At 72.2% G+C, this 22,318-nt stretch carries 19 protein-coding genes; 3 read left to right on the plus strand and 16 right to left on the minus strand.

Features of this window, described 5'->3' with window-relative positions; translation table 11 throughout:
• Window positions 1-111 precede the first annotated feature (111 nt).
• The 9 genes from lepB (AB0E62_RS17640) to AB0E62_RS17680 all read right to left on the minus strand — a co-directional run bounded on the left by lepB (AB0E62_RS17640) (window position 112) and on the right by AB0E62_RS17680 (window position 6,369).
• Window positions 112-1,134 carry a signal peptidase I gene (lepB, locus tag AB0E62_RS17640; protein ID WP_362193792.1) on the minus strand — a complete coding sequence of 341 codons (1,023 nt, stop codon included), beginning with the start codon at window positions 1,132-1,134 and terminating at the stop codon, window positions 112-114.
• Window positions 1,022-2,113, minus strand: a complete 1,092-nt coding sequence (gene lepB, locus AB0E62_RS17645) for a signal peptidase I (protein ID WP_362193794.1) — start codon at window positions 2,111-2,113, stop codon at window positions 1,022-1,024. Before lepB (AB0E62_RS17645) ends, lepB (AB0E62_RS17640) begins: the two co-directional genes overlap by 113 nt.
• Window positions 2,106-2,807 (minus strand): signal peptidase I, encoded by a 702-nt coding sequence (gene lepB, locus AB0E62_RS17650; protein ID WP_362193797.1) that lies wholly within the window; start codon window positions 2,805-2,807, stop codon window positions 2,106-2,108. The genes lepB (AB0E62_RS17645) and lepB (AB0E62_RS17650) overlap by 8 nt, the downstream gene beginning before the upstream one ends.
• Window positions 2,808-2,851: 44 nt before the next feature.
• Window positions 2,852-3,202 (minus strand): 50S ribosomal protein L19, encoded by a 351-nt coding sequence (rplS, locus tag AB0E62_RS17655; protein WP_069778487.1) that lies wholly within the window; start codon window positions 3,200-3,202, stop codon window positions 2,852-2,854.
• 136 nt (window positions 3,203-3,338) lie between these two features.
• Window positions 3,339-4,172: a tRNA (guanosine(37)-N1)-methyltransferase TrmD gene (trmD, locus tag AB0E62_RS17660; protein ID WP_362193800.1), complete on the minus strand. Its 834-nt coding sequence runs from the start codon at window positions 4,170-4,172 to the stop codon at window positions 3,339-3,341.
• Window positions 4,169-4,714: a ribosome maturation factor RimM gene (rimM, locus tag AB0E62_RS17665; RefSeq protein ID WP_362193803.1), complete on the minus strand. Its 546-nt coding sequence runs from the start codon at window positions 4,712-4,714 to the stop codon at window positions 4,169-4,171. The genes trmD and rimM overlap by 4 nt, the downstream gene beginning before the upstream one ends.
• 82 nt (window positions 4,715-4,796) lie before the next feature.
• On the minus strand, window positions 4,797-5,036 hold the full coding sequence (locus AB0E62_RS17670) for an RNA-binding protein (RefSeq protein ID WP_005479813.1): 240 nt from the start codon (window positions 5,034-5,036) through the stop codon (window positions 4,797-4,799).
• A 5-nt stretch (window positions 5,037-5,041) separates the two neighbouring features.
• Complete coding sequence (gene rpsP, locus AB0E62_RS17675) at window positions 5,042-5,461, minus strand: 30S ribosomal protein S16 (RefSeq protein ID WP_030785131.1); 420 nt, start codon at window positions 5,459-5,461, stop codon at window positions 5,042-5,044.
• Between the two features lie 305 nt (window positions 5,462-5,766).
• Window positions 5,767-6,369, minus strand: coding sequence for a hypothetical protein (locus AB0E62_RS17680; RefSeq protein ID WP_362193806.1), 603 nt, complete (start codon window positions 6,367-6,369; stop codon window positions 5,767-5,769).
• 519 nt (window positions 6,370-6,888) lie between these two features.
• Between AB0E62_RS17680 and AB0E62_RS17685 the strand changes: the two genes are divergently transcribed.
• Complete coding sequence (locus AB0E62_RS17685) at window positions 6,889-7,746, plus strand: SAM-dependent methyltransferase (protein ID WP_362193809.1); 858 nt, start codon at window positions 6,889-6,891, stop codon at window positions 7,744-7,746.
• On the opposite strand, the gene ftsH is transcribed toward AB0E62_RS17685, so the two are convergent.
• The 6 genes from ftsH to AB0E62_RS17715 form a co-directional block, all read right to left on the minus strand.
• Window positions 7,743-9,695 carry an ATP-dependent zinc metalloprotease FtsH gene (gene ftsH, locus AB0E62_RS17690; protein WP_362193812.1) on the minus strand — a complete coding sequence of 651 codons (1,953 nt, stop codon included), beginning with the start codon at window positions 9,693-9,695 and terminating at the stop codon, window positions 7,743-7,745. The genes AB0E62_RS17685 and ftsH overlap by 4 nt on opposite strands.
• A 93-nt stretch (window positions 9,696-9,788) precedes the next feature.
• Complete coding sequence (gene ffh / locus AB0E62_RS17695) at window positions 9,789-11,342, minus strand: signal recognition particle protein (RefSeq protein WP_362193815.1); 1,554 nt, start codon at window positions 11,340-11,342, stop codon at window positions 9,789-9,791.
• Window positions 11,343-11,426: 84 nt separating this feature from the next.
• The gene (locus AB0E62_RS17700; RefSeq protein ID WP_362193818.1) at window positions 11,427-13,880 is read right to left on the minus strand and encodes a [protein-PII] uridylyltransferase; all 2,454 of its coding nucleotides are present in this window, start codon (window positions 13,878-13,880) and stop codon (window positions 11,427-11,429) included.
• Window positions 13,881-13,909: 29 nt separating this feature from the next.
• A complete protein-coding gene (locus AB0E62_RS17705; protein ID WP_030612756.1) occupies window positions 13,910-14,248 on the minus strand; it encodes a P-II family nitrogen regulator in 339 nt (112 codons plus the stop codon).
• Complete coding sequence (locus AB0E62_RS17710; protein WP_362193821.1) at window positions 14,245-15,582, minus strand: ammonium transporter; 1,338 nt, start codon at window positions 15,580-15,582, stop codon at window positions 14,245-14,247. Before AB0E62_RS17710 ends, AB0E62_RS17705 begins: the two co-directional genes overlap by 4 nt.
• Before the next feature lie 339 nt (window positions 15,583-15,921).
• Complete coding sequence (locus tag AB0E62_RS17715; protein ID WP_362193824.1) at window positions 15,922-17,400, minus strand: hypothetical protein; 1,479 nt, start codon at window positions 17,398-17,400, stop codon at window positions 15,922-15,924.
• A 458-nt stretch (window positions 17,401-17,858) separates the two neighbouring features.
• On the opposite strand from AB0E62_RS17715, the gene AB0E62_RS17720 reads away from it, so the two are divergent.
• Window positions 17,859-18,515, plus strand: a complete 657-nt coding sequence (locus AB0E62_RS17720; protein ID WP_362193827.1) for a bifunctional DNA primase/polymerase — start codon at window positions 17,859-17,861, stop codon at window positions 18,513-18,515.
• A 113-nt stretch (window positions 18,516-18,628) separates the two neighbouring features.
• On the opposite strand, the gene ftsY is transcribed toward AB0E62_RS17720, so the two are convergent.
• Window positions 18,629-19,834 carry a signal recognition particle-docking protein FtsY gene (gene ftsY, locus AB0E62_RS17725; protein ID WP_362193830.1) on the minus strand — a complete coding sequence of 402 codons (1,206 nt, stop codon included), beginning with the start codon at window positions 19,832-19,834 and terminating at the stop codon, window positions 18,629-18,631.
• Window positions 19,835-20,004: 170 nt separating this feature from the next.
• On the opposite strand from ftsY, the gene AB0E62_RS17730 reads away from it, so the two are divergent.
• Window positions 20,005-21,456 (plus strand): cytosine permease, encoded by a 1,452-nt coding sequence (locus AB0E62_RS17730; protein WP_362193833.1) that lies wholly within the window; start codon window positions 20,005-20,007, stop codon window positions 21,454-21,456.
• Window positions 21,457-22,318 lie beyond the last annotated feature (862 nt).

The following is a 22,318-nucleotide window of genomic DNA, read 5'->3' on the forward strand; positions in this document are numbered from 1 at the left end:
GGAGCATCAACAGGGCCAGGGCACCGGTGCCGGGCATTGAGAACCGGAGCGGACGCGCCTCCCGAACGGCCGCGTCCACCGGCCGGCCGCGGGCTCCGGCCCGGCCGGGGGTCACAGCTCGGCGGGACCGCTCCCGGTCGCCGTCGTCGGCCGCTGCGGCCCCGCCGCCTCGCGCCCGGCGCGCCGGCGGCGCCACAGCGCCACCGGCAGCACCGCGGCGACGGCCAGGCCCTGCGGGGCCGCCGTCAGGGACGCGGCGGCGGAGCTCTGCCGGTCGAGACCGGGCTGGTCGAAGGTGTCCGGGACGGGCAGGGTGCCCCAGCGGTTGATGGGCCAGGCCTTGACGATGGCACGGCCGACGACCTTGTCGACGGGGACCATGCCGTGGTTCCTGTCGGACTGGTTGTACCGCGAGTCGCGGGAGTTCTGGCGGTGGTCGCCCATCACCCAGATGTAGCCCTTGGGCACCTTCACCTTGAACTGGCCGCCCTGGTCGTCCACGCTGCACGGCGTGTTGCCCGGGTAGACGTACGGCTCGTCCAGCGCCTTGCCGTTGACCTTCAGCGGGCCGCTGTTCTTGCACTCGACCGTGTCGCCGCCGACCCCGATCACCCGCTTGATGAGGTCCTTCTCCTCCGCCGAGGGCATCAGGCCGACCCAGCTGAGGACCTTCTGCACCGGGTTCGGGGTCGGCGTCGGCTCGCCCGCCAGCCAGTTGTCCGGGTCGTGGAAGACGACGACCTCGCCGCGCTCGGGCTCGGAGCCGAACCAGGGGGTGAGCTTGTCGACCAGGACCCGGTCACCCTGCTGGAGGGTGTTCTGCATCGAGTCGGACGGGATCGAGAACGCCTGCACCAGGAACGTCTTGATCAGCAGCGCCAGGACCAGCGCGATGCCGATCAGGATCGGCAGCTCCTTCCAGAAGGAGCGCGACTGCTTCGGCCGCCGCGCCCCCGCGACCGGCGCCGCGGTCCCGTCACGCGGCTCGCCCTCCGGCGTGTTCCCGTCGCCGTCCGCGCGGTCATTCCCGGAGTTCACGGTGCCGTCCGGTACGGGCACGTCCGGTTCCCCGGGGTGTCCGCGGTGCTCCTCGCCGTCGTGCCCGGATCGTGCGCCAACCGCCACATCCCCCACGCCAACTCCTCACTCTGTGCCGCTGCCTGCCCCACACACTGCGCAGGCCCACCACTCCCATAACGAGCGGGAGTTCCGCAGGGGTCGCAAGCCGTGTCATTCCGTTCCGATTCTCCGGGGCAACCCTATGCGACACCTGGGGAACGGCGGCCGTCCCCGACGCCGAGTCGGGGACGCTTGCGAAGGTTTTAGGTTCCGCGAGGCGCGTCCAGTGGCCGGCCGGCCAGCCGATGACCATGGCCCGCCCGACCACCGATTCCACGGAGACCGTGCCGCCGTAGGGGGTGTCCTGGTGGGAGCGGGAGTCCGCGGAGTTGCCCCGGTGGTCGCCCATGACCCACAGCCGGCCCTCGGGGACGGTGATGTCGAAGGGCGTGGCGGAGGGCTGGTCACCCGGATAGAGGTAGTCGCCCTCGGTGAGCGGTACGCCGTTGACGGTGACGCGGCCCTGTGCGTCACAGCACCTCACATGGTCGCCGCCGACTCCGATGACCCGTTTGATCAGGTCTTTCTCGTTGTCGGACGGCAGCAGGCCGATGAAGCCGAGCCCTTCCTTGAGCTGCTTGAGGACGACCGGGTCGTTCTTCTTGGCGGTCTGCTCGTCCTGGAGCCAGCCGCCCGGGTCGTGGAAGACGACGACGTCCCCGCGCTCGGGTTCGGCGCCGAACCAGGGGGTGAGCTTGTCGACCAGGACCCGGTCGCCGATCCGGATGGTCTGCTCCATGGACCCGGACGGGATCACGAAGGCCTGGACGAGGAAGGTCTTCAGGACGAGGGCGATGAGGACGGCGACGCCCACCAGGAGGGGGATCTCCCGGACGGCCGAGCGTCTGCGCTTGCGCTTGACCTTGCGCTGGAGCCTGCGGCGCTCCGCGCGGGTGCGGCCGCCGCCGGGCGCGGAGGCGCGGCGGCCCCCGGTGGGCAGCGGGTTGTCGGCGGGGCCGGCGGGCACCCGGCGCGGCTTGCCGCGGTTACCCATGGCCGCCCTCCGCCGGGGCGTCGGGCACGCCCGCGTAGGCGGACGGCCGGGTCAGGTGCGTCCAGTGGCGGTACGGCCACAGGATCCAGTCGGCCCGGCCGATGACCTCCCCCACGGGGATCATGCCGCCGCCGGGCGAGCCGAGGTGGTCCCGGGAGTCGCTGGAGTCGCTGCGGTGGTCGCCGAGGACGAACAGCCGGCCCGCCGGGACGACGACGTCGAAGGGCACGCTGGAAGCGCTGTCCCCCGGATAGAGGAACGAGGTCTCGTCGACCGGACGGCCGTTCACCTCGAGCCTCCCCCGCTTGTCACAGCAGACCACGTGGTCTCCGCCTACCCCGACGACCCGCTTGACGTAGTCGGCGTCCCCGAAGTACCCGGTTCCGTCGAACACGATCACGTCACCGCGGCCGGGCCGGGCACCGAAGCGGTACGCGAGCTTGTTCACGAGGACGCGGTCCCCGATCCTCAGCCCCTGCTCCATGGAGCCGCTCGGAATCTGGAACGGCTGCACCACGAAGGCGTTGAGGACCAGCAGGAACGCCAGGCCGGCGAGGAGGGTGAGGGTGATCCGGCCGCCCGGGAGCCAGTCGGCGAGCCGGGCCACCGACGCGAAACGCGACCGGCCCTCCGCCCCCGGGGAACCGGGGTGGGAGGAGCGGTCGCGTTCGGTCGGCTGTGCTTCGGTGTCCATCGGAGCCAGATGCTATCCGGCCCCGCTGTGAACCGTCAGAGCGCTCAGCTCTCGCGCTTCTCCTTGATCTTCGCGGCCTTGCCGCGCAGGTCACGGAGGTAGTACAGCTTGGCGCGGCGCACGTCACCACGGGTGACCAGCTCGATCTTCTCGACGATCGGGGTGTGCACCGGGAAGGTGCGCTCGACGCCGACGGAGAACGAGACCTTGCGGACCGTGAAGGTCTCGCGGACACCGGAGCCCTGGCGGCGGATCACAACGCCCTTGAACTGCTGCACACGGGAGCGGTTGCCCTCGATGACGCGCACGTGGACGTTGACGGTGTCACCCGGACGGAAGGCCGGGATGTCGCTGCGCAGCGACGCGGAGTCGACGGAGTCGAGCAGGTGAGACATTTCGTCTGCTTTCCTCGTTGATGCCACAGGTCATCAACGGAAACTAGGGGTTCCAGGAGGACTGCCGTGCGGATCGGGGCGGGCGTCGTATCCCCCTGTGGCAGGGGCGCTCGCCGGACGGACGCACAACAGCGGCCTATTCTTCCACGCCCTCGGCGCGGCGCCAAAATCGGCCGTACGGATCCCCGTCCGGGTCCGGTTCCCAGCCCAGGATGGAGAGCATCTCGCGGTCCTTCTTGTCGAAGGCCTTGGGGTCGCAGCGCTCGATCAGGTCGGGCCGGTGGGCGGTCGTACGCTTCAGGGCCTCGTCGCGGCGCCAGCGGGCGATCTTGCCGTGGTGGCCGCTGAGCAGCACCTCGGGGATGTCCCGGCCGCGCCAGACGGGCGGCTTGGTGTAGACCGGGCCTTCCAGGAGGTTGGCCATCGCGCCGGGGGCGAAGGAGTCGTCGCGGTGGGACTCGGCGTTGCCGAGGACGCCGGGCAGCAGCCGGGCGACGGCCTCCGTGACGACCAGGACGGCCGCCTCGCCGCCGGCCAGGACGTAGTCGCCGATGGAGACCTCGTAGACCGGCAGGCGGGTCGCGTACTCGTCCATGACGCGCCGGTCGATGCCCTCGTAGCGGGCCGGGGTGAAGATCAGCCAGGGGCGTTCGGAGAGTTCGACGGCCAGTTCCTGGGTGAACGCGCGGCCGCTGGGCGTGGGCACGATCAGCGCGGGGGCGTGGGCGCCGGACTCGTAGCCGTCGGCGAGGACGGTGTCGAGGGCCTCGCCCCAGGGGCCGGTCTTCATGACCATGCCGGGGCCGCCGCCGTACGGTGTGTCGTCCACCGTGTTGTGCCGGTCGTACGTCCAGCTCCGCAGGTCGTGCACGTGGACGTCGAGCTGTCCCCGCGCGCGTGCCTTGCCGACGAGGGAGACGTTCAGCGGTTCCAGGTACTCGGGGAAGATCGTGACGACGTCGAGCCTCATGCGTCCTCGTCCCGGGAGGAGGCGATCTCGGCGCGGTCGTCGATCAGGCCCGGCGGCGGCGTGATGACCGCCCGCTGCTCGGTCAGGTCGATCTCGGTGACGATCTCCTCCACGAACGGGATCATCACCTCGCTGCCGTCCGGGCGCTCCACGATGAACAGGTCCTGGTGGGGCAGGTGGGAGATCTCGGTGATCCGGCCGACCTCCGTGCCGTCCACGGTGACCACGTCCAAGTCGACCAGCTGGTGGTCGTAGTACTCGTCCTCGTCCTCCGGCAGTTCCTCCGGGTCCACCTCGGCGATCAGCAGGGTGTTGCGCAGGGCCTCGGCCGCGGTGCGGTCGGTGACGCCCTCGAAGCGCAGCAGGAGGCGGCCGCTGTGCACCCGCCCCGTGGCGATGGTCAGCGGTCCGGCGGAAGCGGGCTCCGTGGCGAGTACGGCGCCGGGGGCGAGCCTGAGCTCCGGCTCGTCGGTACGTACCTCGACGGTGACCTCGCCCTTGATGCCATGGGCACGGCCGATCCGTGCGACTACGAGCTGCACCTGTCCAAATCTCCTGTCATACGACTGCGGGCCGGGGACGGCCCAGTGGCCCTCCCCGGCCCGAGCCGGTTGCGATGAAGCGTCAGCGAACGTGGTCCACGTCGACGAGGTCGACGCGGACACCGCGGCCGCCGATGGCGCCCACGACGGTACGCAGGGCGCGCGCGGTGCGGCCGTTGCGACCGATCACCTTGCCGAGGTCGTCGGGGTGGACCCGGACCTCCAGCACGCGTCCGCGGCGCAGGTCGCGCGAGGCGACCTGCACATCGTCAGGGTTGTCGACGATGCCCTTCACGAGGTGCTCAAGCGCCTCTTCGAGCATGCTGCTCAGGCCTCGGTCGACTCGGACTCAGCCGCGGCCTCGTCCTTCTTCTCAGCCTTCTTCTTCTGGGTGATCGCCTCACCCTTGCCCTCGTCGTCACCGCCGAGGGCCTCGAACGACGGACGGGCCGGCTTGGGCTCGGCGACGAGCAGCGGCGCGGGAGCCGGCTCGCCCTTGAACTTCTGCCAGTCGCCGGTCTTCTTGAGGATGGCGAGCACGGGCTCGGTGGGCTGCGCGCCGACACCCAGCCAGTACGCCACACGCTCGGCGTCCACCTCGATGACCGACGGGTTGTAGGTCGGGTGGTACTTGCCGATCTCCTCGATGGCCCGGCCGTCACGGCGGGTACGGGAGTCGGCGACGACGATGCGGTAGTGAGGCGAACGGATCTTGCCCAGACGCTTCAGCTTGATCTTGACTGCCACGGGAGTGGGTTCTCCTGGAATTGACGTGGTTGGGCACGGCGAGACGCCGCGTGGGGTTGCGGTACCCGAGTGCCCGATGGACGCGTCAGCCGGAGGAGAGAGGGGTCCTGTGCGGCTGTCGAGTACAGCTAGCCATTCTGCCACACCCCGCGGGCCGCTCCGGTCCGCGGGGTGGACGAGGGGTGATGGGCAGACCTGGCAGGCACCCGGCGTGGAGGTGAGGGCACGTCGGGCGCGCTGCCCGGTCCGATGGGGTCGCCGGCCGCGACCCGGCAGCCACGAGATGCCGGTTCCGCGGGCCGTGCTCACGCCACTCCCACGACCTCCGGGATCCTGAAGGGCTTGCCGCAGCCGCCGCAGACGATGGGGGCCTGCGCGAGGACCGACGGGACGACCCGGACGTTGCGCCCGCAGTCGCACACCGCCTTGACCCGGACACCGCCCCCGGAGGAGCCGTGCCGGGCGGCCGGGCCGCGGAAGGTGCGGGAGGTGTCGGCGGAGGTGGCGGCGAGGTGGGCCTTCAGCGCGCGCTGAAGGCGCTCGATGGTCGGGCGGTAGCGCCGCTTCGCCTCGGCGTTCAGCGTGACCAGGGAGAAACCGCTGCTCGGGTGCGGCTCCTCGGGGTGGTCCAGGCCCAGCTCCTCGGCGATCGCGAGGAAGCGGCGGTTGTGGTAGCGGCCCGCCCGGGAGGTGTCCCGGACGCCCCGGGCGGCGGCGATGCCGTGGACTGCCTCATGCAGCAGCCGTTCGAAGGAGAGTTCGTGACCACACGCGGACGACGACTCTCCGATCAGGGACTCCGGTGCGGCAAGGTCCGGCAGCTCGGGGTGGTGCCGCTGAATGTCGGCCCACGCCTGCGCCAGCTCTGCGGCGAGGACAGGTGGTGTCTGTGTCTGTGTCGTGCTCACGTAATGACAACGAGCGGGGGTGCCTCTGTGTTCCTATTCCGGGGCATCCCAAATAATTTGCACGTACCCGTCAGTTGCCGCTGATGCGTCCTGACGAGGGCGGGTGCGCTGATCTGCGGAGAAGCGGCACAGCTCCGCCCAAGCCGGTGCGTAGGCGACGCTACGCACCACCGGTGGACCCCTGAGGCGCACGGGACGTCGGCCGCACGACAGGCGCGTCCGGCCGCTCGCGGCCCCGGCCCGTCCCGGCCGGCGTCCCCGCCCGCGCGACGTTACCGCGCCCCGGCCCGCCGCCCGCCACCGGCCCACCCCCGTGCGCGGCCACCGTACGGCCCGCCAGGTTGCCGGGATGTGAATTCTCGCCACACCCGCGTCCACGGCCCAAGCCGGACCCCGCGACCACTGGACGGCGCCGCGGCCCCGGAGTTACCTGGCATACGTGGGAAGTGCGCGCGGACACGGCACGGGGGCCACGCGACCGAATACAGCGACGGACCGTCGGCGGATTGGGGCGCTTCTATGACACCTACGCTCGTGCGGCAGCACGTGGCTCACGCGGACCCGGCTCACGCGGACCCCGCACCCCGCGTGGACCTGGGCGCACGCGCGCGTGACTGGTCCGAGATCCAGGAGCGGATGCTCGTACCGCTCTACGAAGCCGTCTACGACCGACTCGGCGTGGGCCCCGGAAGCCGGCTGCTGGGTCTGCGCTGCGGTTCCGGGCTCGCCCTGCTGCTGGCGGCCTCCCGGGGCGCCGCGGTCACCGGGGTCGACTCCGCCTTCCCGGAACGGCTCGCCCTCGCGCGCGCCCGCCTGCGGCCCGGCTCCCCGCCCGGTGGCAGACGCGCGCGCGGCGCCCCGCACCTCCTCGACGGCCCGCCCGCCGCGCCGGCGGACGGGGAGCCGTACACCCTGGTGACCGTCTTCGAGCCGGGCGACGCCGACGGGCTCGGCGAGCTGCTCGCCGCCGTCCTGCCGCTGGCCGCGCCCGGGGCCGCCGTGGTGCTGGCCGGCTGGGGGCCGCCCGAGCGGTGCGCCACCGCCTCGGTGCTGCGGGTGGCCGCCGGACCGGCCGGCCCGCTGCCCGGCGCGAACGGCTGGCGGCCCGCCCGCCGCGACGACCTGGAGGAGGCCGCCGCCCGGGCCGGGCTGCGGCCGGACGGCTCCGGCCGGGTCGCCTGCCCGTTCGGGTACGCCGACCTCGACAGCGCCGTACGGGGACTGCTGTCGACCGGTCTGTTCGACGCGGCCCTCGCGGCGACCGACGCCCGGCAGGTCGACAAGGAGCTGACGGAGGCCCTGCACCCGCACCGCCGCCCGGACGGCACGGTGTGGATGCCGAACGTCTTCCGCTACCTGGTCGCCCGGGTCCCCTAGGCTTCCCTGCCCTCCTTGCCCCCCTTGGCCAGGCGGGGGATCCCGGCGACGCGGTACGCGTCCGCCTCCTCCAGCGTCTCGTTCTCCAGCAGGGCGTGCGCGAGCGCGTCGAGGCGTCCCCGGTGCTCGCCCAGCTTGTGGCACGCCTCCGCGTAGCACTCGTCCACGATCCGCCGCATCTCGGCGTCGATGACATCGAGGGTCCCCGGGGCGGCGGCGAGGCCGTAGGCCTGCTGGGCGTCGTTCGGCAGCGCGGACAGCCGGCCCACCCGCTCGCTCATGCCCCAGCGCGAGACCATGCCCCGGGCGATGTTCGTGACCTGCTCCAGGTCGCTCTCGGACCCCGTGGTGATCACGCCGTAGACCACCTGCTCGGCCGCCATCCCGCCCAGCGCGCCGATGATCCGGCCGCGCAGGTACTCCTCGGTGAACGCGTACTTGTCCGATTCCGGCGTCGACAGCGTCACGCCCAGCGCCCGGCCGCGCGGCACGATCGTGATCTTGCGGACCGGGTCGGCGCCCGGCTGGAGCATGCCCAGCAGCGCGTGCCCGCTCTCGTGGTACGCGGTGCGCCGGCGCTCCTCCTCCGGCATCACCAGCGGGCGCTCCGCCCCGAGCTGCACCTTCTCCAGCGCCTCGGACAGGTCGGAGCCGGTCACCTGCCGCTGCTTCCGCTTGACGGCGAGCAGCGCGGCCTCGTTGGCCAGGTTCGCCAGCTCCGCGCCCGTCATGCCGGGTGTCGTACGGGCCACCTGCGCGAGGTCGACGTCGTCGGCGAGCGGGATGTCCCGGGTGTGGATCCGCAGGATGGCCTCGCGTCCGCCGCGGTCCGGCGGCGAGACCTGCACCACCCGGTCGAAGCGGCCGGGGCGGGTCAGGGCCGGGTCGAGGATGTCGGCGCGGTTGGTGGCCGCGATCACGATCACGCCCTCCGAGCCGGAGAAGCCGTCCATCTCGGTGAGGATCTGGTTCAGGGTCTGCTCGCGCTCGTCGTGGCCGCCCATCGACGCGCCGCCGCCGCGCGCCCGGCCGATGGTGTCGATCTCGTCGATGAAGATGATCGACGGCGCCACCTTGCGGGCCTCCGCGAACAGCTCCCGCACCCGGGAGGCGCCCACGCCCACGATCATCTCGATGAACTCGGAGGCCGAGGCGGAGAAGAACGGCACGCCCGCCTCCCCGGCCACCGCCCGCGCCAGCAGCGTCTTCCCGGTGCCGGGCGGGCCGGCCAGCAGCACGCCCCGGGGCATCTTGGCACCCATCCGGCGGTAGGCGTCGGGGTTCTTCAGGAAGTCGACGACGTCGTTCAGCTCGGCCTCGACCTCGTCGATGCCGGCCACGTCGGCGAACGTGGTGCGCTTCTCCCCCGGCACCAGTTCCACCGGCTTGGGCGGCGCCTTGCGGCCGAGCATCCCGCCCGCACCGCCGAGCCCCGCGCTCATCCGCCGCGCGACGAACACCCACACCGCGATCAGCAGCAGCATCGGCGCCAGCGAGATCAGCAGGTTGGCGAGAAAACTGCGGTGCTGGACGACCGGCTCGGCCGTGACGGTGACCTTGTGCCGGGTCAGGTTCGCCCACAGGCCGTCGTCCGCGAACGACGGCCGCTCGGTGTTGAACTTGGTGTATCCGCCGCCGCCCTCCGGGTTCTTCCGCTCCTTCTTCAGCTGGCCCTGGAGGGAGTCGCCCTTGGCGTAGATCTTCGCGACGTTGTCCTCGTTCACCTGCCTGCTGAACTCGGTGTACGAGATCGTCGGCTCGTTCGCCTGGTCGACGTAGGACAGCACCAGGTTGGCGATCAGGTACACGATCAGCGCGGTGAGGACCAGCCGCCACCAGCCGCCCCGCATCCCGCGCCCGCCGGGCGGCTGCCGGGGCGGTTCCTCCGGGGCGCCCTCGGTGCGCCAGGGCTGGTCCGGCGACTTGCGCGGCGGAGCGGGGTTGGTCATACCGGGACGGTACGACAGCCGACCCGCACCGGCATGCGCAAGGGGCGCCCCTCCGGTGGAAGGGCGCCCCCGTGCGACGTACGGGCCGACGGGTCAGCCCATGAACTTCTTGAACTCGTCCGGCAGCTCGAAGTCCTGGCCGCCCTGCTGGCCGGGCAGGCCGAGCGCGCCCCCGGCCTGCGCGGCGGCCTCGCGGCGCTGGGCCGCCTCCAGTTCCTGCTGCTTGCGCTTCATCGGGTTGCCGGAGCGCTGCTTGCCCTTGGCCTTCTTCTGCTGCTTCTTCTGCCGGCCGGGGCCGCCGCCCATGCCCGGGATCCCCGGCATGCCCGGCATGCCGCCGCCCTGGGCCATGCGCGACATCATCTTGCGGGCCTCGAAGAACCGCTCGACCAGGCCCTTGACCGCGCTGACCTCGACACCGGAGCCCTTGGCGATACGGGCGCGGCGGGAGCCGTTGATGATCGTGGGGTCCTGGCGCTCGGCCGGGGTCATGGACTTGATGATCGCGGCGGTGCGGTCGACGTCCCGCTCGTCCAGGTTGGCGATCTGGTCCTTGATCTGGCCCATGCCCGGGAGCATGCCGAGCAGCTTGCTGATGCTGCCCATCTTCCTGACCTGTTCCATCTGGGACAGGAAGTCGTCCAGGGTGAAGTCCTGGCCCTTCTTGGAGGCCAGCTTGGAGGCCATCTTGGCGGCCTCTTCCTGGCTGAAGGTCTTCTCCGCCTGCTCGATCAGGGTGAGCAGGTCACCCATGTCGAGGATGCGGGAGGCCATCCGGTCCGGGTGGAACGCGTCGAAGTCGTCCAGCTTCTCGCCGTTCGACGCGAACATGATCGGCTTGCCGGTGATCTGCCGGATGGACAGCGCGGCACCGCCGCGGGCGTCGCCGTCGAGCTTGGAGAGCACCACGCCGTCGAAGCCGACGCCGTCGCGGAACGCCTCGGCGGTGTTGACGGCGTCCTGGCCGATCATCGCGTCGACGACGAACAGGATCTCGTCGGGCTGGACCGCGTCCCTGATGTCGGCGGCCTGCTGCATCATCTCCTGATCGATGCCGAGGCGGCCGGCGGTGTCGACGATGACGATGTCGTGGACACGGGACTTCGCGTGCTCGATCGAGTCCTTGGCGACCTTCACCGGGTCACCGACGCCGTTGCCCGGCTCGGGGGCGTAGACGGCGACACCGGCGCGCTCGGCGACGACGCTGAGCTGGTTCACGGCGTTCGGGCGCTGGAGGTCGCACGCGACGAGCAGCGGGGAGTGGCCCTGTTCCTTGAGCCACCGGCCGAGCTTGCCCGCGAGGGTGGTCTTGCCCGCGCCCTGGAGACCCGCCAGCATGATCACGGTCGGCGGCTGCTTGGCGAAGCGGAGCCGCCGGGTCTCGCCGCCGAGGATCTCCACCAGCTCGTCGTTGACGATCTTGATGAACTGTTGCGCCGGGTTGAGCGCCTTGGAGATCTCGACCCCGAGCGCCCGCTCCTTGACGTTCTTGACGAACGTGCGGACGACGGGGAGGGCGACGTCGGCTTCGAGGAGCGCGATGCGGATCTCACGTGCCGTGGCGTCGATGTCCGCCTCGCTGAGCCTGCCCTTGCCCCTGAGGGACTTGAAGGTGGCTGAGAGGCGGTCGGAGAGAGTATCGAACACGGCGGCGTCGGTCCTCAGAGTCGGAAGCTGGGTCGCCTTCAAGAGTATCTGGCTCCGCAAGCGGATCGGCCCTGGCCGCGAAGGTCACCCCCGCAGCGTCTCCTCCAGTACCCGCGCCAGCGACCCCGCGTCCTCCTGCGGCAGCGGCGCGCCCGTGCCCGTCGTGACGTAGAAGGCGTCCACGGCGTTGGCTCCCAGCGTCGACACGTGCATGCTCCGCACCCGTACGCCCGCCTTCTCCAGGGCCGTGCCGATGCGGTGGAGCAGGCCCGGGGCGTCCTGGGCGCGGACCTCGATCACCGTGGCGTGGCGGGAGGCGGCGGGGGCCACCGTGACCCGGGGCGGCGGGGCGGTCCAGCCGCGCCGGCGGGGGTAGGCCGCGTCGCGTTCGGCGAGGCGGCCGGCGATGTCCAGGGAGCCGTCGAGGGCGCGGACGAGGTCGGTGCGCAGCCGGGCCGCCTGGGGCAGGGAGCCGTACTCGGCGGCGACCCGCCAGTCGAGCAGCAGGATCGTGCCGTCCTCGTCCACGTCCGCCGGCAGGCGCAGGGCGCGCAGTTCCGCCGTGCGGACGGTGAGGCGGTGCACGGCGAGGACCCCGGCGACCGCGGGCAGGACGCCCGGCTGGTCGGGGACGGCGATGAGGAGTTCGACGCCGAGCGGTTCCGGTTCGCCGGCCGGCTCCCCGCCGGGCACGGGCTCGGTCTGGGCGCGCAGGGCGAGGACCGGGCCGCCGGTGCGGAAGGCCTCCACGGCGAGGCGTTCCTGCTCGGCGGTGGGCGCGGCCGGTTCGGGTTCGTCGGGTGCTTCCCCGGCGAGGACGCCGGAGACGCGCCGGACCAGGTCGGCGACGAGGGAGCCGCGCCAGGCGGACCAGGCGGCCGGGCCGGTGGCGAGGGCATCCGCCTCGGTGAGGGCATGCAGCAGTTCCAGGGTGCCCTCGGTGCCGACCGCGTCGGCGACGGCGCGGACGGTGGCGGGGTCGTCCAGGTCGCGGCGGGTGGCGGTCTCGACGAGCAGCAGGTGGTGGCGGACCAGCGTGGCCAGCACGGTGACGTCGGCGCGGTCGAAGCCGATCCGCGCGGCGACGTCCTTGGCGATGATCTCGCCGGCCACCGAGTGGTCGCCGGGCCAGCCCTTGCCGATGTCGTGCAGCAGGGCGGCGACCAGGAGCAGGTCGGGGCGGCCGACCCGGCGGGTGAGGGCGGAGGCGCGGACGGCGGTCTCGATGAGGTGCCGGTCCACGGTCCAGATGTGGACGGCGTTGCGCTGGGGGCGGCAGCGGACCCGTTCCCAGTCGGGCAGCAGGCGGGCGATCAGTCCCTCGGCCTCCAGGGCCTCCCATACCTCGACGGTCGGGCGGCCGGAGCCGAGCAGGGTGACCAGTTGTTCGCGGGCCTCGGCGGGCCAGGGGGTGGGCAGGGGGCGCGCGGTCTCGGCCATGCGCCGGACGGCGTGCAGGGAGAGCGGCAGGCCGGCCTGCGCGGCGGCGGCAGCGGCGCGCAGCGGGAGGACGGGGTCGCGGTCGGGGCGCGCGGCGCGGGCCAGCACCACTTCGCCGTCCTGTTCCACGACGCCCTCGGCGAGCGGTGAGCGTTCGGTGGCCGGCCGGCCACCGCCGATCAGGGCGCGCAGCCGGGGTCGTACGGCCCGGGAGCGCAGGACGCGTCCCACCTCGCGCCAGGTGACGTCGCCGGCGTACGCGATGACGCGGGCGGCTTCGTAGACCTGGCGCAGCAGGGTGTCGGCGTCGAGCAGGCCCAGTTCGGCGGCCACCTGGTCCTGTTCCTGGAGGGCGAGCCGGTCGGTGGCGCGGCCGGTGGCCAGGTGGAGGGCGTCGCGGACGTCGAGCAGTCGGCGGCGGGCGTCGGCCAGGCCCTCGCGGGGGGCGTCGGCGAGCCAGGAGGCGGCCACGGCACGCAGCACGGTGGCGTCGCGCAGGCCGCCGCGGGCTTCCTTGAGGTCGGGTTCGAGCAGGTAGCGCAGTTCGCCCTGGCGGGCGGCGCGCTCGGCGCACAGGTCGCGGAGTTCGGGCAGGCGCCTCGGGGCCTGGTTGCGCCAGTCGGTGAGGACTGCGGTGCGCAGGCCGGCGGTGAGGGTGCTGTCGCCGGCCAGGTGGCGGGCGTCCAGCAGGCCGAGGTGGGCCTTCAGGTCCTCGGCGGCGGTGGTGCGGGCCTCGGCGGGGGTGCGGACGGAGTGGTCGAGGGCGAGGCCGAGGTCCCAGACGGGGTACCAGACGCGGTCGGCGAGGGCGGCGACGGCGCCGGGGTCGGAGCCGTCGTGCAGCAGGACGAGGTCGAGGTCGCTGCGCGGGGACAGCTCCCCGCGGCCGTAGCCGCCGACGGCGACGAGGGAGACGCCCCGGGCCGGGCCGGCCGCCGCGCGGAACAGTCCGGCGAGCCAGTCGTCGGTCAGTCCGGCGAGGGCGGAACGGCGCGGCGGCCCGGACCGCGCGTCCCCGTTGAGGAGGCGCAGCCGGGCCGCCGCGTAGCCGCCGGGCTGCGCGTCTTCCGTCCCCGTGTACGTGTCCGTGCCCGTCACCCGGCGACTCCTCTTCCTGTCGGTGCTGGTCAGAGTGCGTCCGGACCGCGTTCGCCGGTGCGGACGCGGACGGCGGTCTCCACCGGCAGGGACCACACTTTGCCGTCCCCGATCTTGCCGGTGCGGGCGGCCTTGACGATGACCTCGATCAGTTGCTCGGCGTCGTCGTCCTCGGCCAGGACCTCCACGCGGACCTTGGGGACGAGGTCGACGGTGTACTCGGCGCCGCGGTAGACCTCGGTGTGGCCGCGCTGCCGGCCGTAGCCGCTCGCCTCGGTGACGGTGAGCCCGTGCACCCCGAAGGCCTGGAGGGCTTCCTTGATCTCGTCGAGCCGATGGGGCTTGACGACTGCGGTGATGAGCTTCATGCGTCCACCTTCCGGGTCTGTACGGCGGCCGGGGCGGCGGTGCCGGCTGCGGTGACGCCGCCGCCGGCGCCGCTGAAGTCGTATGCGGTCTCGGCGTGTTCGGCCCGGTCGATGCCGGAGATCTCCTCGTCCTCGGTGACCCGCATGCCGAGGGTCCGGTCGAGGAGGAAGGCGAGGACTGCGGAGGCGACCAGGGAGTAGGCGAGGACCGCGAAGACACCCGCGCACTGCTTCCACAGCTGGTCGAAGCTGTGGTCGCCGTAGAAGACGCCGGTGGCGGTGGACTGGCCCTTGCCGGTGGCGAAGAAGCCGACGAGCAGGGAGCCGAGGATGCCGCCGACCATGTGGACGCCGACCACGTCGAGGGAGTCGTCGTAGCCGAACCTGAACTTGAGGCCGACGGCCGCGGCGCAGGCGACGCCGGCGATCGCGCCGACGGCGATCGAGCCGAGCGGGGAGACCGCGCCGCCGGAGGGGGTGATGGCGACCAGGCCGGCGACCGCGCCGGAGGCGGCGCCGAGGGTGGTGCAGGCGCCGTGCCGGATCTTCTCGTAGGCGAGCCAGGCCAGCATCGCGGCGGCGGTGGCGACCTGGGTGTTGACGAACATCAGCGCGCCCACGCCGTCGTCGTTGCCGAGCCAGGAGCCGGCGTTGAACCCGAACCAGCCGAACCAGAGCAGGCCGGCGCCGAGCATGACCAGCGGGAGGCTGTGCGGGCGCATGGGGTCCCGCTTGAAGCCGACGCGCTTGCCGATGACGAGGATGACACCGAGCGCCGCCGCACCGGCGTTGATGTGGACCGCCGTACCGCCCGCGAAGTCGATCACGCCCAGCTTGAAGGCCCAGCCGTCGGCGGCCCAGACCCAGTGGGCCACGGGGATGTAGACGAGGGTGGCCCACAGGGCGACGAAGAGGGCCCAGGCGGAGAACTTCACCCGGTCGGCGAGGGCGCCGCTGATCAGGGCGGGGGTGAGGATCGCGAACATCAGCTGGAAGACCATGAAGACGAAGACCGGGATGGTGTAGCCGTCCCAGAGTTCGGTGAGGCCGATGTCGCTGAGGCCGATCCAGTCGGCGTTGTAGCCGATCAGGCTGTTGCCGTTGCCGAAGGCGAGGGAGAAGCCGTAGAGCACCCACAGGATGGTGACGATCCCGAGGCTGATGAAGCTCATCATCAGCATGTTCAGGGTGCTCTTGACGCGGACCATGCCCCCGTAGAAGAAGGCCAGGGCCGGGGTCATGAGCATCACCAGGGCGGAACAGATGAGCATGAAGCCTGTGTTGGCGGACGACAGTCTGGGTGCGTCCGCCGCAAGCATGATGGCTGGTGCCATCGGCGTCTCCTCGTCGATTGGTACGGCCCCGTGCGGGCGGTGCCTGGCGGTCCGGTCGGGTGAGGGGTGGGCCGGTTGTGCGCCACGAGACTCGCGCAGCGCGGTTTCGGTGGAAGCCCCTCGTTGTTTCGCCGGGGTGACGAAGGCGCCCTGCGTGTTACGCGTCGATGAAGCGGGGGATGCCGGGCCGCGCCGGTCGTTATCGTGGCGCAACCTTCCGCGGGGTGTTCCCGTGGGGGAACGGACCGGCCGCGGCGGTCCTCTCGATGACCTGGCATGGGGGAGCCGAGTCGGGCAGTTCGGGAGGACCGGCCGCGGCCGGGGCTGGGGGTGCCGGGGTCAGCCTGCCTCGGCGGCCTCGGGCAGGTCGGCGGCGAGTTTCTCGGAGAGGTCGATCACGGCGGCCAGTTCGCCGTAGTCGCGCACGGCCGTGCCGACCGTCTTCCGGATGCGGGTGTTCACCCGTTCGGAACGGACCTTCTTGGCGATGTCCAGGGCCTTCGCCGCGTACTCGGTGCTGCGCTCGGGTTCGCGCTGGAGCAGGTGCACGGAGGCCATGCCGATGAGGTTGAGCGCGTACGACCGCTGGTGATCGGAGTCCTTGGCGAACAGCTCCACGGCGCGCCGCATGAGCGGTTCGGCGAGGGAGGCGTAGCTGGGGCTGCGCCCGGCGTTGTAGGCCAGGTCGCGGTAGGAGTGGGAGTTCTCCGCGTACAGCTCGGCCTCGGAGAAGAAGCGGATCCAGTCGGGGTCCGGCTCGTCCCAGTCGCCGGCCTCGGCGAAGGTGTCCTCGGCCATGCGGACGGCGCGTTTGGTCTTCCCGGGCTGGCCCATGTTGGCGTAGGCGCGGGCCTCCATCGCATACAGCATGGCCTGGGTGCGCGGGCTCGCGCAGTCACGACTGCCGTACTGGGCGAGGTGGATCAGTTCCAGGGCGTCGTCGGGCCGGCCGAGGTGGATCATCTGGCGGCTCATGCTGGAGAGGACGTAGGAGCCGAGCGGCTTGTCGCCGGCCTCCTTGGCGGCGTGCAGGGCGAGCACGAAGTACTTCTGCGCGGTGGGCTGGAGGCCCACGTCGTACGACATCCAGCCGGCCAGCTGGGAGAGTTCGGCGGCGATCTGGAACAGCTTGCGGGTGGTGGCCTCGGGCTGGGGTTCCTGGAGCAGGTCGGTCACCTCGTGCAGCTGGCCGACGACGGCCTTGCGGCGCAGTCCGCCGCCGCACTGGGCGTCCCACTTGCGGAACATGCGGGTGGTGGACTCCAGCAGGTCCAGCTCGGGCTGGGAGAGCCGGCCGGGCCTGCGGGAGTCGAGCACGGAGGCGGGCTCGGCGGGGACCGGGGTGCCGGGGGCGGGGACGAGCCAGCGCTGCATGGGCTCGATGAGGGAGGGCCCCGCGGACAGCGCGAGGGAGGTGCCGAGGAAGCCGCGCCGGGCGAGCATCAGGTCGCTGCGGGAGAACTCGCCGAGCAGGGCGACCGTCTGCGGGCCGGTCCAGGGCAGGTCGACCCCGGAGGCGGCGGGCGACTGGCGGGCGGCGCGCAGGCCGAGGTCCTCGATGGAGACCACGCAGCCGAAGCGCTCGGAGAACAGCTCGGACAGGATGCGCGGGATCGGTTCCCGGGGGTTCTCCCCGTCGAGCCAGCGGCGCACCCGGGAGGTGTCGGTCGAGATGTGGTTGGCACCCAGCTGGCGTGCCCTGCGGTTCACCTGCCGGGCCAGCTCGCCCTTGGACCAGCCGCTGCGCACGAACCACGAGCCGAGCAGTTCGTTGGGGCGCTTTTCCGCGCTCGTACCGCTACCGCCGTTGCCGCCCACTGGGATGCCCCCATTTCCTGAGACCACTTGTCACCTAGTGCGCCAAGCCTTATCAGAATGCCGGTAAATAACGCCTCCTGTCCGGCGATTCTCCACCCTTCGAACGACCGGGCGACTTGCCTCCGGCATACCCGCGGACGCATGCGCCCCCCTGAGCTCGCGCACTCAGAGTAATCTCTCGATCACCCTCCAGTCCCGGGCGTCCCGGAAACGCCACCATTCGCCACCCCTTCGAATGGACACACGATTGACCGGGCGCGCTGTACTGGCGGGGGACCGGCGGAAGACGGCGGAGTGATGCATTCAGGGGCGCACGGAGCCCGATATGCCACCTGGTGCGCTTCAAGGCGCCGCACTGACCCCATCACCGAGCGGGCAGGCGGAGCCGTAGCGTTACGTTCCGCTTCCGTCTCGTTCCGTGTCGTAACCACCGGCGCGCAGGACCCGTTGGAGGGGGCATGGGCTTCACGATCGGCGGCATCCGCGAGATCCGCTCCGGATCGCGTCGGCGCGGGCGCCTGGCGGAGTGCACCACCGTCGCCGAGTTCACCGGGCTGTGGGGCTGGGACGTGGTGCCGGGGGCCCGGGCCGCCGGCGGCGCCTGCTCGTGCGGACGGTCCGGCTGCCCGGCGCCGGGCGCGCATCCCCTGGAGTTCGCGCCCCCGGTCCCGGCCGGGGCCACGCTGGACGAGGTGAGCCAGGCCTGGTCCGAGTTCCCGGGCGCCTCCGTGATGCTGCCGGTCGGCCAGGCGTTCGACGTCCTGGAGGTGTCCGAGCCGGCCGGCCGCCGCGCCCTGGTCCGCCTGGAGCGGATGGGCCTGCCCCTGGGCCCGGTCACCGCGACCCCGGACGGCCGCGCCCACTTCTTCGTCGCTCCCGGCGCCGCCGCCGACCTGCCCCGGCTGCTGTACCGCCTGGGCTGGGACGACCCGGCCGCGCTGGACCTGCGCGGCCTCGGCCCGGGCACGCACATCACCGCCCCGCCCTCCGACCGGGGCGGCCTCGGCCCGGTGCGCTGGCTGCGCCCGCCCGCGCTGGACTCGGCGACACGGCCCCCGGCGGCCCGGCTGCTGCTGGGGACGCTGGCCTATGTGGCGCACCGGTCGCGGGGGTAGATCGCGGGGGCAGACAGAACGGCGGGACAAAGAGCGGCGCCCGCCCCCGACTGCACCTTGGGGGCGGGCGCTCTCACTGGACCACCTGGGAACGTTCCTAGGTGGTGAAACGCTCAGTCGCCGATCAACGCGTCCACGAACGCCTCCGGCTCGAACGGCGCGAGATCGTCCGCGCCCTCGCCGAGCCCGATCAGCTTCACCGGCACACCCAGCTCGCGCTGGACCGCGACCACGATGCCGCCCTTGGCCGTGCCGTCCAGCTTGGTCAGCACGATGCCGGTGATGTCCACGACCTCGGCGAACACGCGGGCCTGCACCAGACCGTTCTGACCGGTGGTGGCGTCCAGGACGAGCAGCACCTCGTCCAGCGGCGCGTGCTTCTCCACCACGCGCTTGACCTTGCCCAGCTCGTCCATGAGGCCGGTCTTGGTGTGCAGGCGTCCGGCGGTGTCGATGAGCACCACGTCGACGCCCATCTCCTTGCCCTCCTTCACCGCGTCGAAGGCGACGGAGGCGGGGTCGCCGGCCTCGGGACCGCGCACGGTGTGGGCGCCGACGCGCTCACCCCAGGTCTGGAGCTGGTCGGCGGCGGCGGCACGGAAGGTGTCGGCGGCGCCGAGCACGACGGTGCGGCCGTCGGCGACCAGGACCCGGGCGAGCTTGCCGGTGGTGGTGGTCTTGCCGGTGCCGTTGACGCCGACGACCATCACGATGCCGGGCTTGCGGCCCTCGGGCTCGGTCTTCACCGTGCGGTCGACGTCGGTGCCGACCAGTTGGAGGAGTTCCTCGCGGAGCAGGCCGCGCAGTTCCTCGGGGGTGCGGGTGCCGAGCACCCGGACGCGTTCGCGCAGGCGCTCGACCAGTTCCTGCGTGGGCTGCACGCCGACGTCGGCGGTGAGCAGCGTGTCCTCGATCTCCTCCCAGGTGTCCTCGTCCAGGTGTTCGCGGGAGAGCAGGGTGAGCAGGCCCTTGCCCAGGGCGTTCTGCGAACGGGACAGGCGGGCGCGCAGCCGGACGAGCCGGCCCGCGGTGGGCTCCGGGACCTCGATCTCGATCTCGGGAGCCTCGGCGACGGGGGGCTCCTCGACGACGACCGCGGGGCCGCCCGGGAGATCCACCTCCTCGATCGTCCGGCGCGGCTCGTCGCGCGGCGTCTCGGCCTCTTCGCCGACGTGCGGCTCGGCCGGGGGCGCGGTGATGTCGGGCGCCTTCGGGGGCGGCGGGGGCAGCGGCTTCCGGCGCCGGCTGCCCACGATCAGCCCGCCGAGTGCGCCGAGCACGACCACGGCGATGACTACAGCAAGGATGACGGTTTCCATAACCCGACCAGTATCGGCCATGGGGTCCGCGAGAACCCCGTTTGTGACTTCCTCCGAGAGACAAAGGCCACTTAACACGAGGACTCGGAGCAAAGTACGATGGTGGGGCCTCTATCCACGCGCGTAGAGTCCCCACGTCACCTTGTCCCCCCATGTCAGGCACCTCTTCCATGAGCACATCCGCCGAGACCGAAGGCGCTCTCGAAACCCGCGGTATCGAGCAGGTCCCCGACGCCGAGCGCACCGCGCGTCCGCGGCAGCTGTTCCCCACCTGGGTCGGCGCGAACATCAGCGTCCTGCTGCTGACGATGGGCGCGAGCCTCGTCGTCGCCTACCACCTGAACTTCTGGCAGGCCCTGGTCGTCGCCGTGGCCGCGCCGATCGTGTCGTACGGCCTGGTGGGACTCATCGGCATCGCGGGCAAGCGGGGCGGCGCGCCCGGCATGGCGCTCTCGCGCGCGGTCTTCGGGCAGCGCGGCAACCTGCTGCCCGGTTCGCTGATCTGGGTCGCCCGCTGGGGCTGGGAGACGATCAACGCGGTCACCGGCGCGTACGCGATGCTCACCATCCTGGACATCCTGTTCGACATCAAGGCGAACAACGTGCTCGACATGGTGACGCTGCTGGTCTTCGTCGTGGCGACGTTCGCGATCTCCGGGCTCGGCATCAACGCCGTGCAGAAGTGCAACAAGTACGCGACCTATTTCTTCGGCGTCTTCTCGGTGCTGGTGCTCGGCTATCTGGTGGCGGACACCGACTGGTCGAAGGTGATGCACCACAGCGCCGGTTCCACGGCCTCGGTGATCACCGGCGTCGGCATGATCGCCGCCGGCGGTGTCAGCTGGATCCCGTCCGCCCCGGACTTCACCCGCTATCTGCCGCGTACGGCGTCCTCGAAAGCGATCGTGGGGACGGCGGTGGGCGGCGCCGGTGTCGTCGTGCTGCCGATGGTGCTGATGGGTGCGGTGATGGCGGTCTCCACCCCGGACCTGGCCTCGGCTAGCGATCCGGTGTCCTTCCTGGGCGAGATCCTGCCGACGTGGATCGCGGTGCCGTACCTGCTCATCGCGCTGATCGGCATGCTGCTGATCAACTCGATGTCGATGTACTCGGCGGGCTTCACCGCGCAGACCCTCGGCATCAAGGTGCCGCGCCACTGGGCGGTCTCGGTGAACGCGGTGATCTCGCTGGTGTTCGGCGGGGTGCTGATGCTGGTGGCGACCAGCTTCATGGGCTCCTTCATCGCGTTCCTGTCGCTGCTGGCGGTCGCCTTCTCCGCGTGGGTCGGCGTGTTCGGCGCGGACATGCTGCGCCGCACCGAGTACGACGGCCGGGCCATGGCCGACACCACCCGCACCAGCGCCTACTGGTACAAGGGCGGCTTCTCCCCCGCCGCGGTGGCCGCCTGGGCGGTCGGCCTGGTGTCGGGCCTGATGTTCACCACCTCCGACTGGTTCACCGGCCCGCTGGCCACGAACAACGTGATCGGCGAGTACGGCCTCGGCTGGGTCGCCACGATCGTGATCTCCGGGGTGCTGTACCTGGTGCTGCCGAAGCCGGCGACGGTCACCCCGCCCGCGGCCGAGGAGATCGCCGGGCAGCCCGCGGCCAGCGGCGCCTGACACCGGCCGGCGCGCCGATCACTGACGTCCCCCTCCACCGAGCCGTACCGGAGGGGGACGTCGCATGCCCGCACGGTCGTACACCTCAGCCTCGTCGCGCCCGGCCCGCCCGGTACCGGGCCGCCTACGCGGACGGACGGGCACGGCATCACCGTCGTGCGGACCGGGGAGTACCGCGGCGCGGGGAACGACTGGCTGCCGTCGCCCTTCGTCTCCCCCGGTCGGCTACCGACCTGGGGCTCACGGCGTGAGTACGCGAGGGGTTCGGTATGCCCGGGCCGCAGGATACGGCTCACCCCCGCCCACTCCCTGCCACTGACCGGCGGGGCCGGGATCGCGGTGCCGGACCCGCCGAGCGGCGGCCGACTGGTGACGGGGCCGGGACCGGGCACCGGCCCGGGGGACAGTGCTCGCCGTCACCGACGCCGCTCACGGCGTGGGTCGGCGAGGCAGTACGCCCGGGCTGGGTTACGGCTCACCCCGCCCGCACCCCTGCCGCTGACCGGCGGCCGGGATCGCCCCGCACACCCACCGAGCGGCGGCCGACCCGCGACGAGACCGGGCACCGGGCACCGGGCACCGGGCACCGGGCACCGGGCACCGGGCACCGGGCACCGGGCACCGGGCACCGGCCGGAGACTACGCGCTGTCCGGCGCCGACCGGCCGGACCTCGGCCACCTCCGGGACGAGCCGCCGGAGACTCCGCTCACCGCGTGGGCCGATGAGGGGTTCGGTATTACCTGGGCCGGAGGATACGGCTCACCCCCGCCCGCCCCCTGCCACTGACCGGCGAGGCCAGGATCCCCGCGCCGGACCCGCCGAGCGGCGGCCGACCGGTGACGGGGCAGGGACCGAGCACCA

Origin of the sequence: Streptomyces sp. NPDC038707, assembly GCF_040636485.1 — a bacterium.
Classification (GTDB): Bacteria; Actinomycetota; Actinomycetes; order Streptomycetales; family Streptomycetaceae; genus Streptomyces.

Excerpts from the sequence above, each read along its gene's own strand:
- lepB (WP_362193794.1), bottom strand. The coding sequence starts at position 2,113 with ATGGGTAACCGCGGCAAGCCGCGCCGGGTGCCCGCCGGCCCCGCCGAC.
- lepB (WP_362193797.1), bottom strand. The coding sequence starts at position 2,807 with ATGGACACCGAAGCACAGCCGACCGAACGCGACCGCTCCTCCCACCCC.
- rplS (WP_069778487.1), bottom strand. The coding sequence starts at position 3,202 with ATGTCTCACCTGCTCGACTCCGTCGACTCCGCGTCGCTGCGCAGCGAC.
- trmD (WP_362193800.1), bottom strand. The coding sequence starts at position 4,172 with ATGAGGCTCGACGTCGTCACGATCTTCCCCGAGTACCTGGAACCGCTG.
- AB0E62_RS17670 (WP_005479813.1), bottom strand. The coding sequence starts at position 5,036 with ATGCTCGAAGAGGCGCTTGAGCACCTCGTGAAGGGCATCGTCGACAAC.
- AB0E62_RS17685 (WP_362193809.1), top strand. The coding sequence starts at position 6,889 with ATGACACCTACGCTCGTGCGGCAGCACGTGGCTCACGCGGACCCGGCT.
- ftsH (WP_362193812.1), bottom strand. The coding sequence starts at position 9,695 with ATGACCAACCCCGCTCCGCCGCGCAAGTCGCCGGACCAGCCCTGGCGC.
- AB0E62_RS17705 (WP_030612756.1), bottom strand. The coding sequence starts at position 14,248 with ATGAAGCTCATCACCGCAGTCGTCAAGCCCCATCGGCTCGACGAGATC.
- AB0E62_RS17710 (WP_362193821.1), bottom strand. The coding sequence starts at position 15,582 with ATGGCACCAGCCATCATGCTTGCGGCGGACGCACCCAGACTGTCGTCC.
- AB0E62_RS17720 (WP_362193827.1), top strand. The coding sequence starts at position 17,859 with ATGGGCTTCACGATCGGCGGCATCCGCGAGATCCGCTCCGGATCGCGT.
- ftsY (WP_362193830.1), bottom strand. The coding sequence starts at position 19,834 with ATGGAAACCGTCATCCTTGCTGTAGTCATCGCCGTGGTCGTGCTCGGC.
- AB0E62_RS17730 (WP_362193833.1), top strand. The coding sequence starts at position 20,005 with ATGAGCACATCCGCCGAGACCGAAGGCGCTCTCGAAACCCGCGGTATC.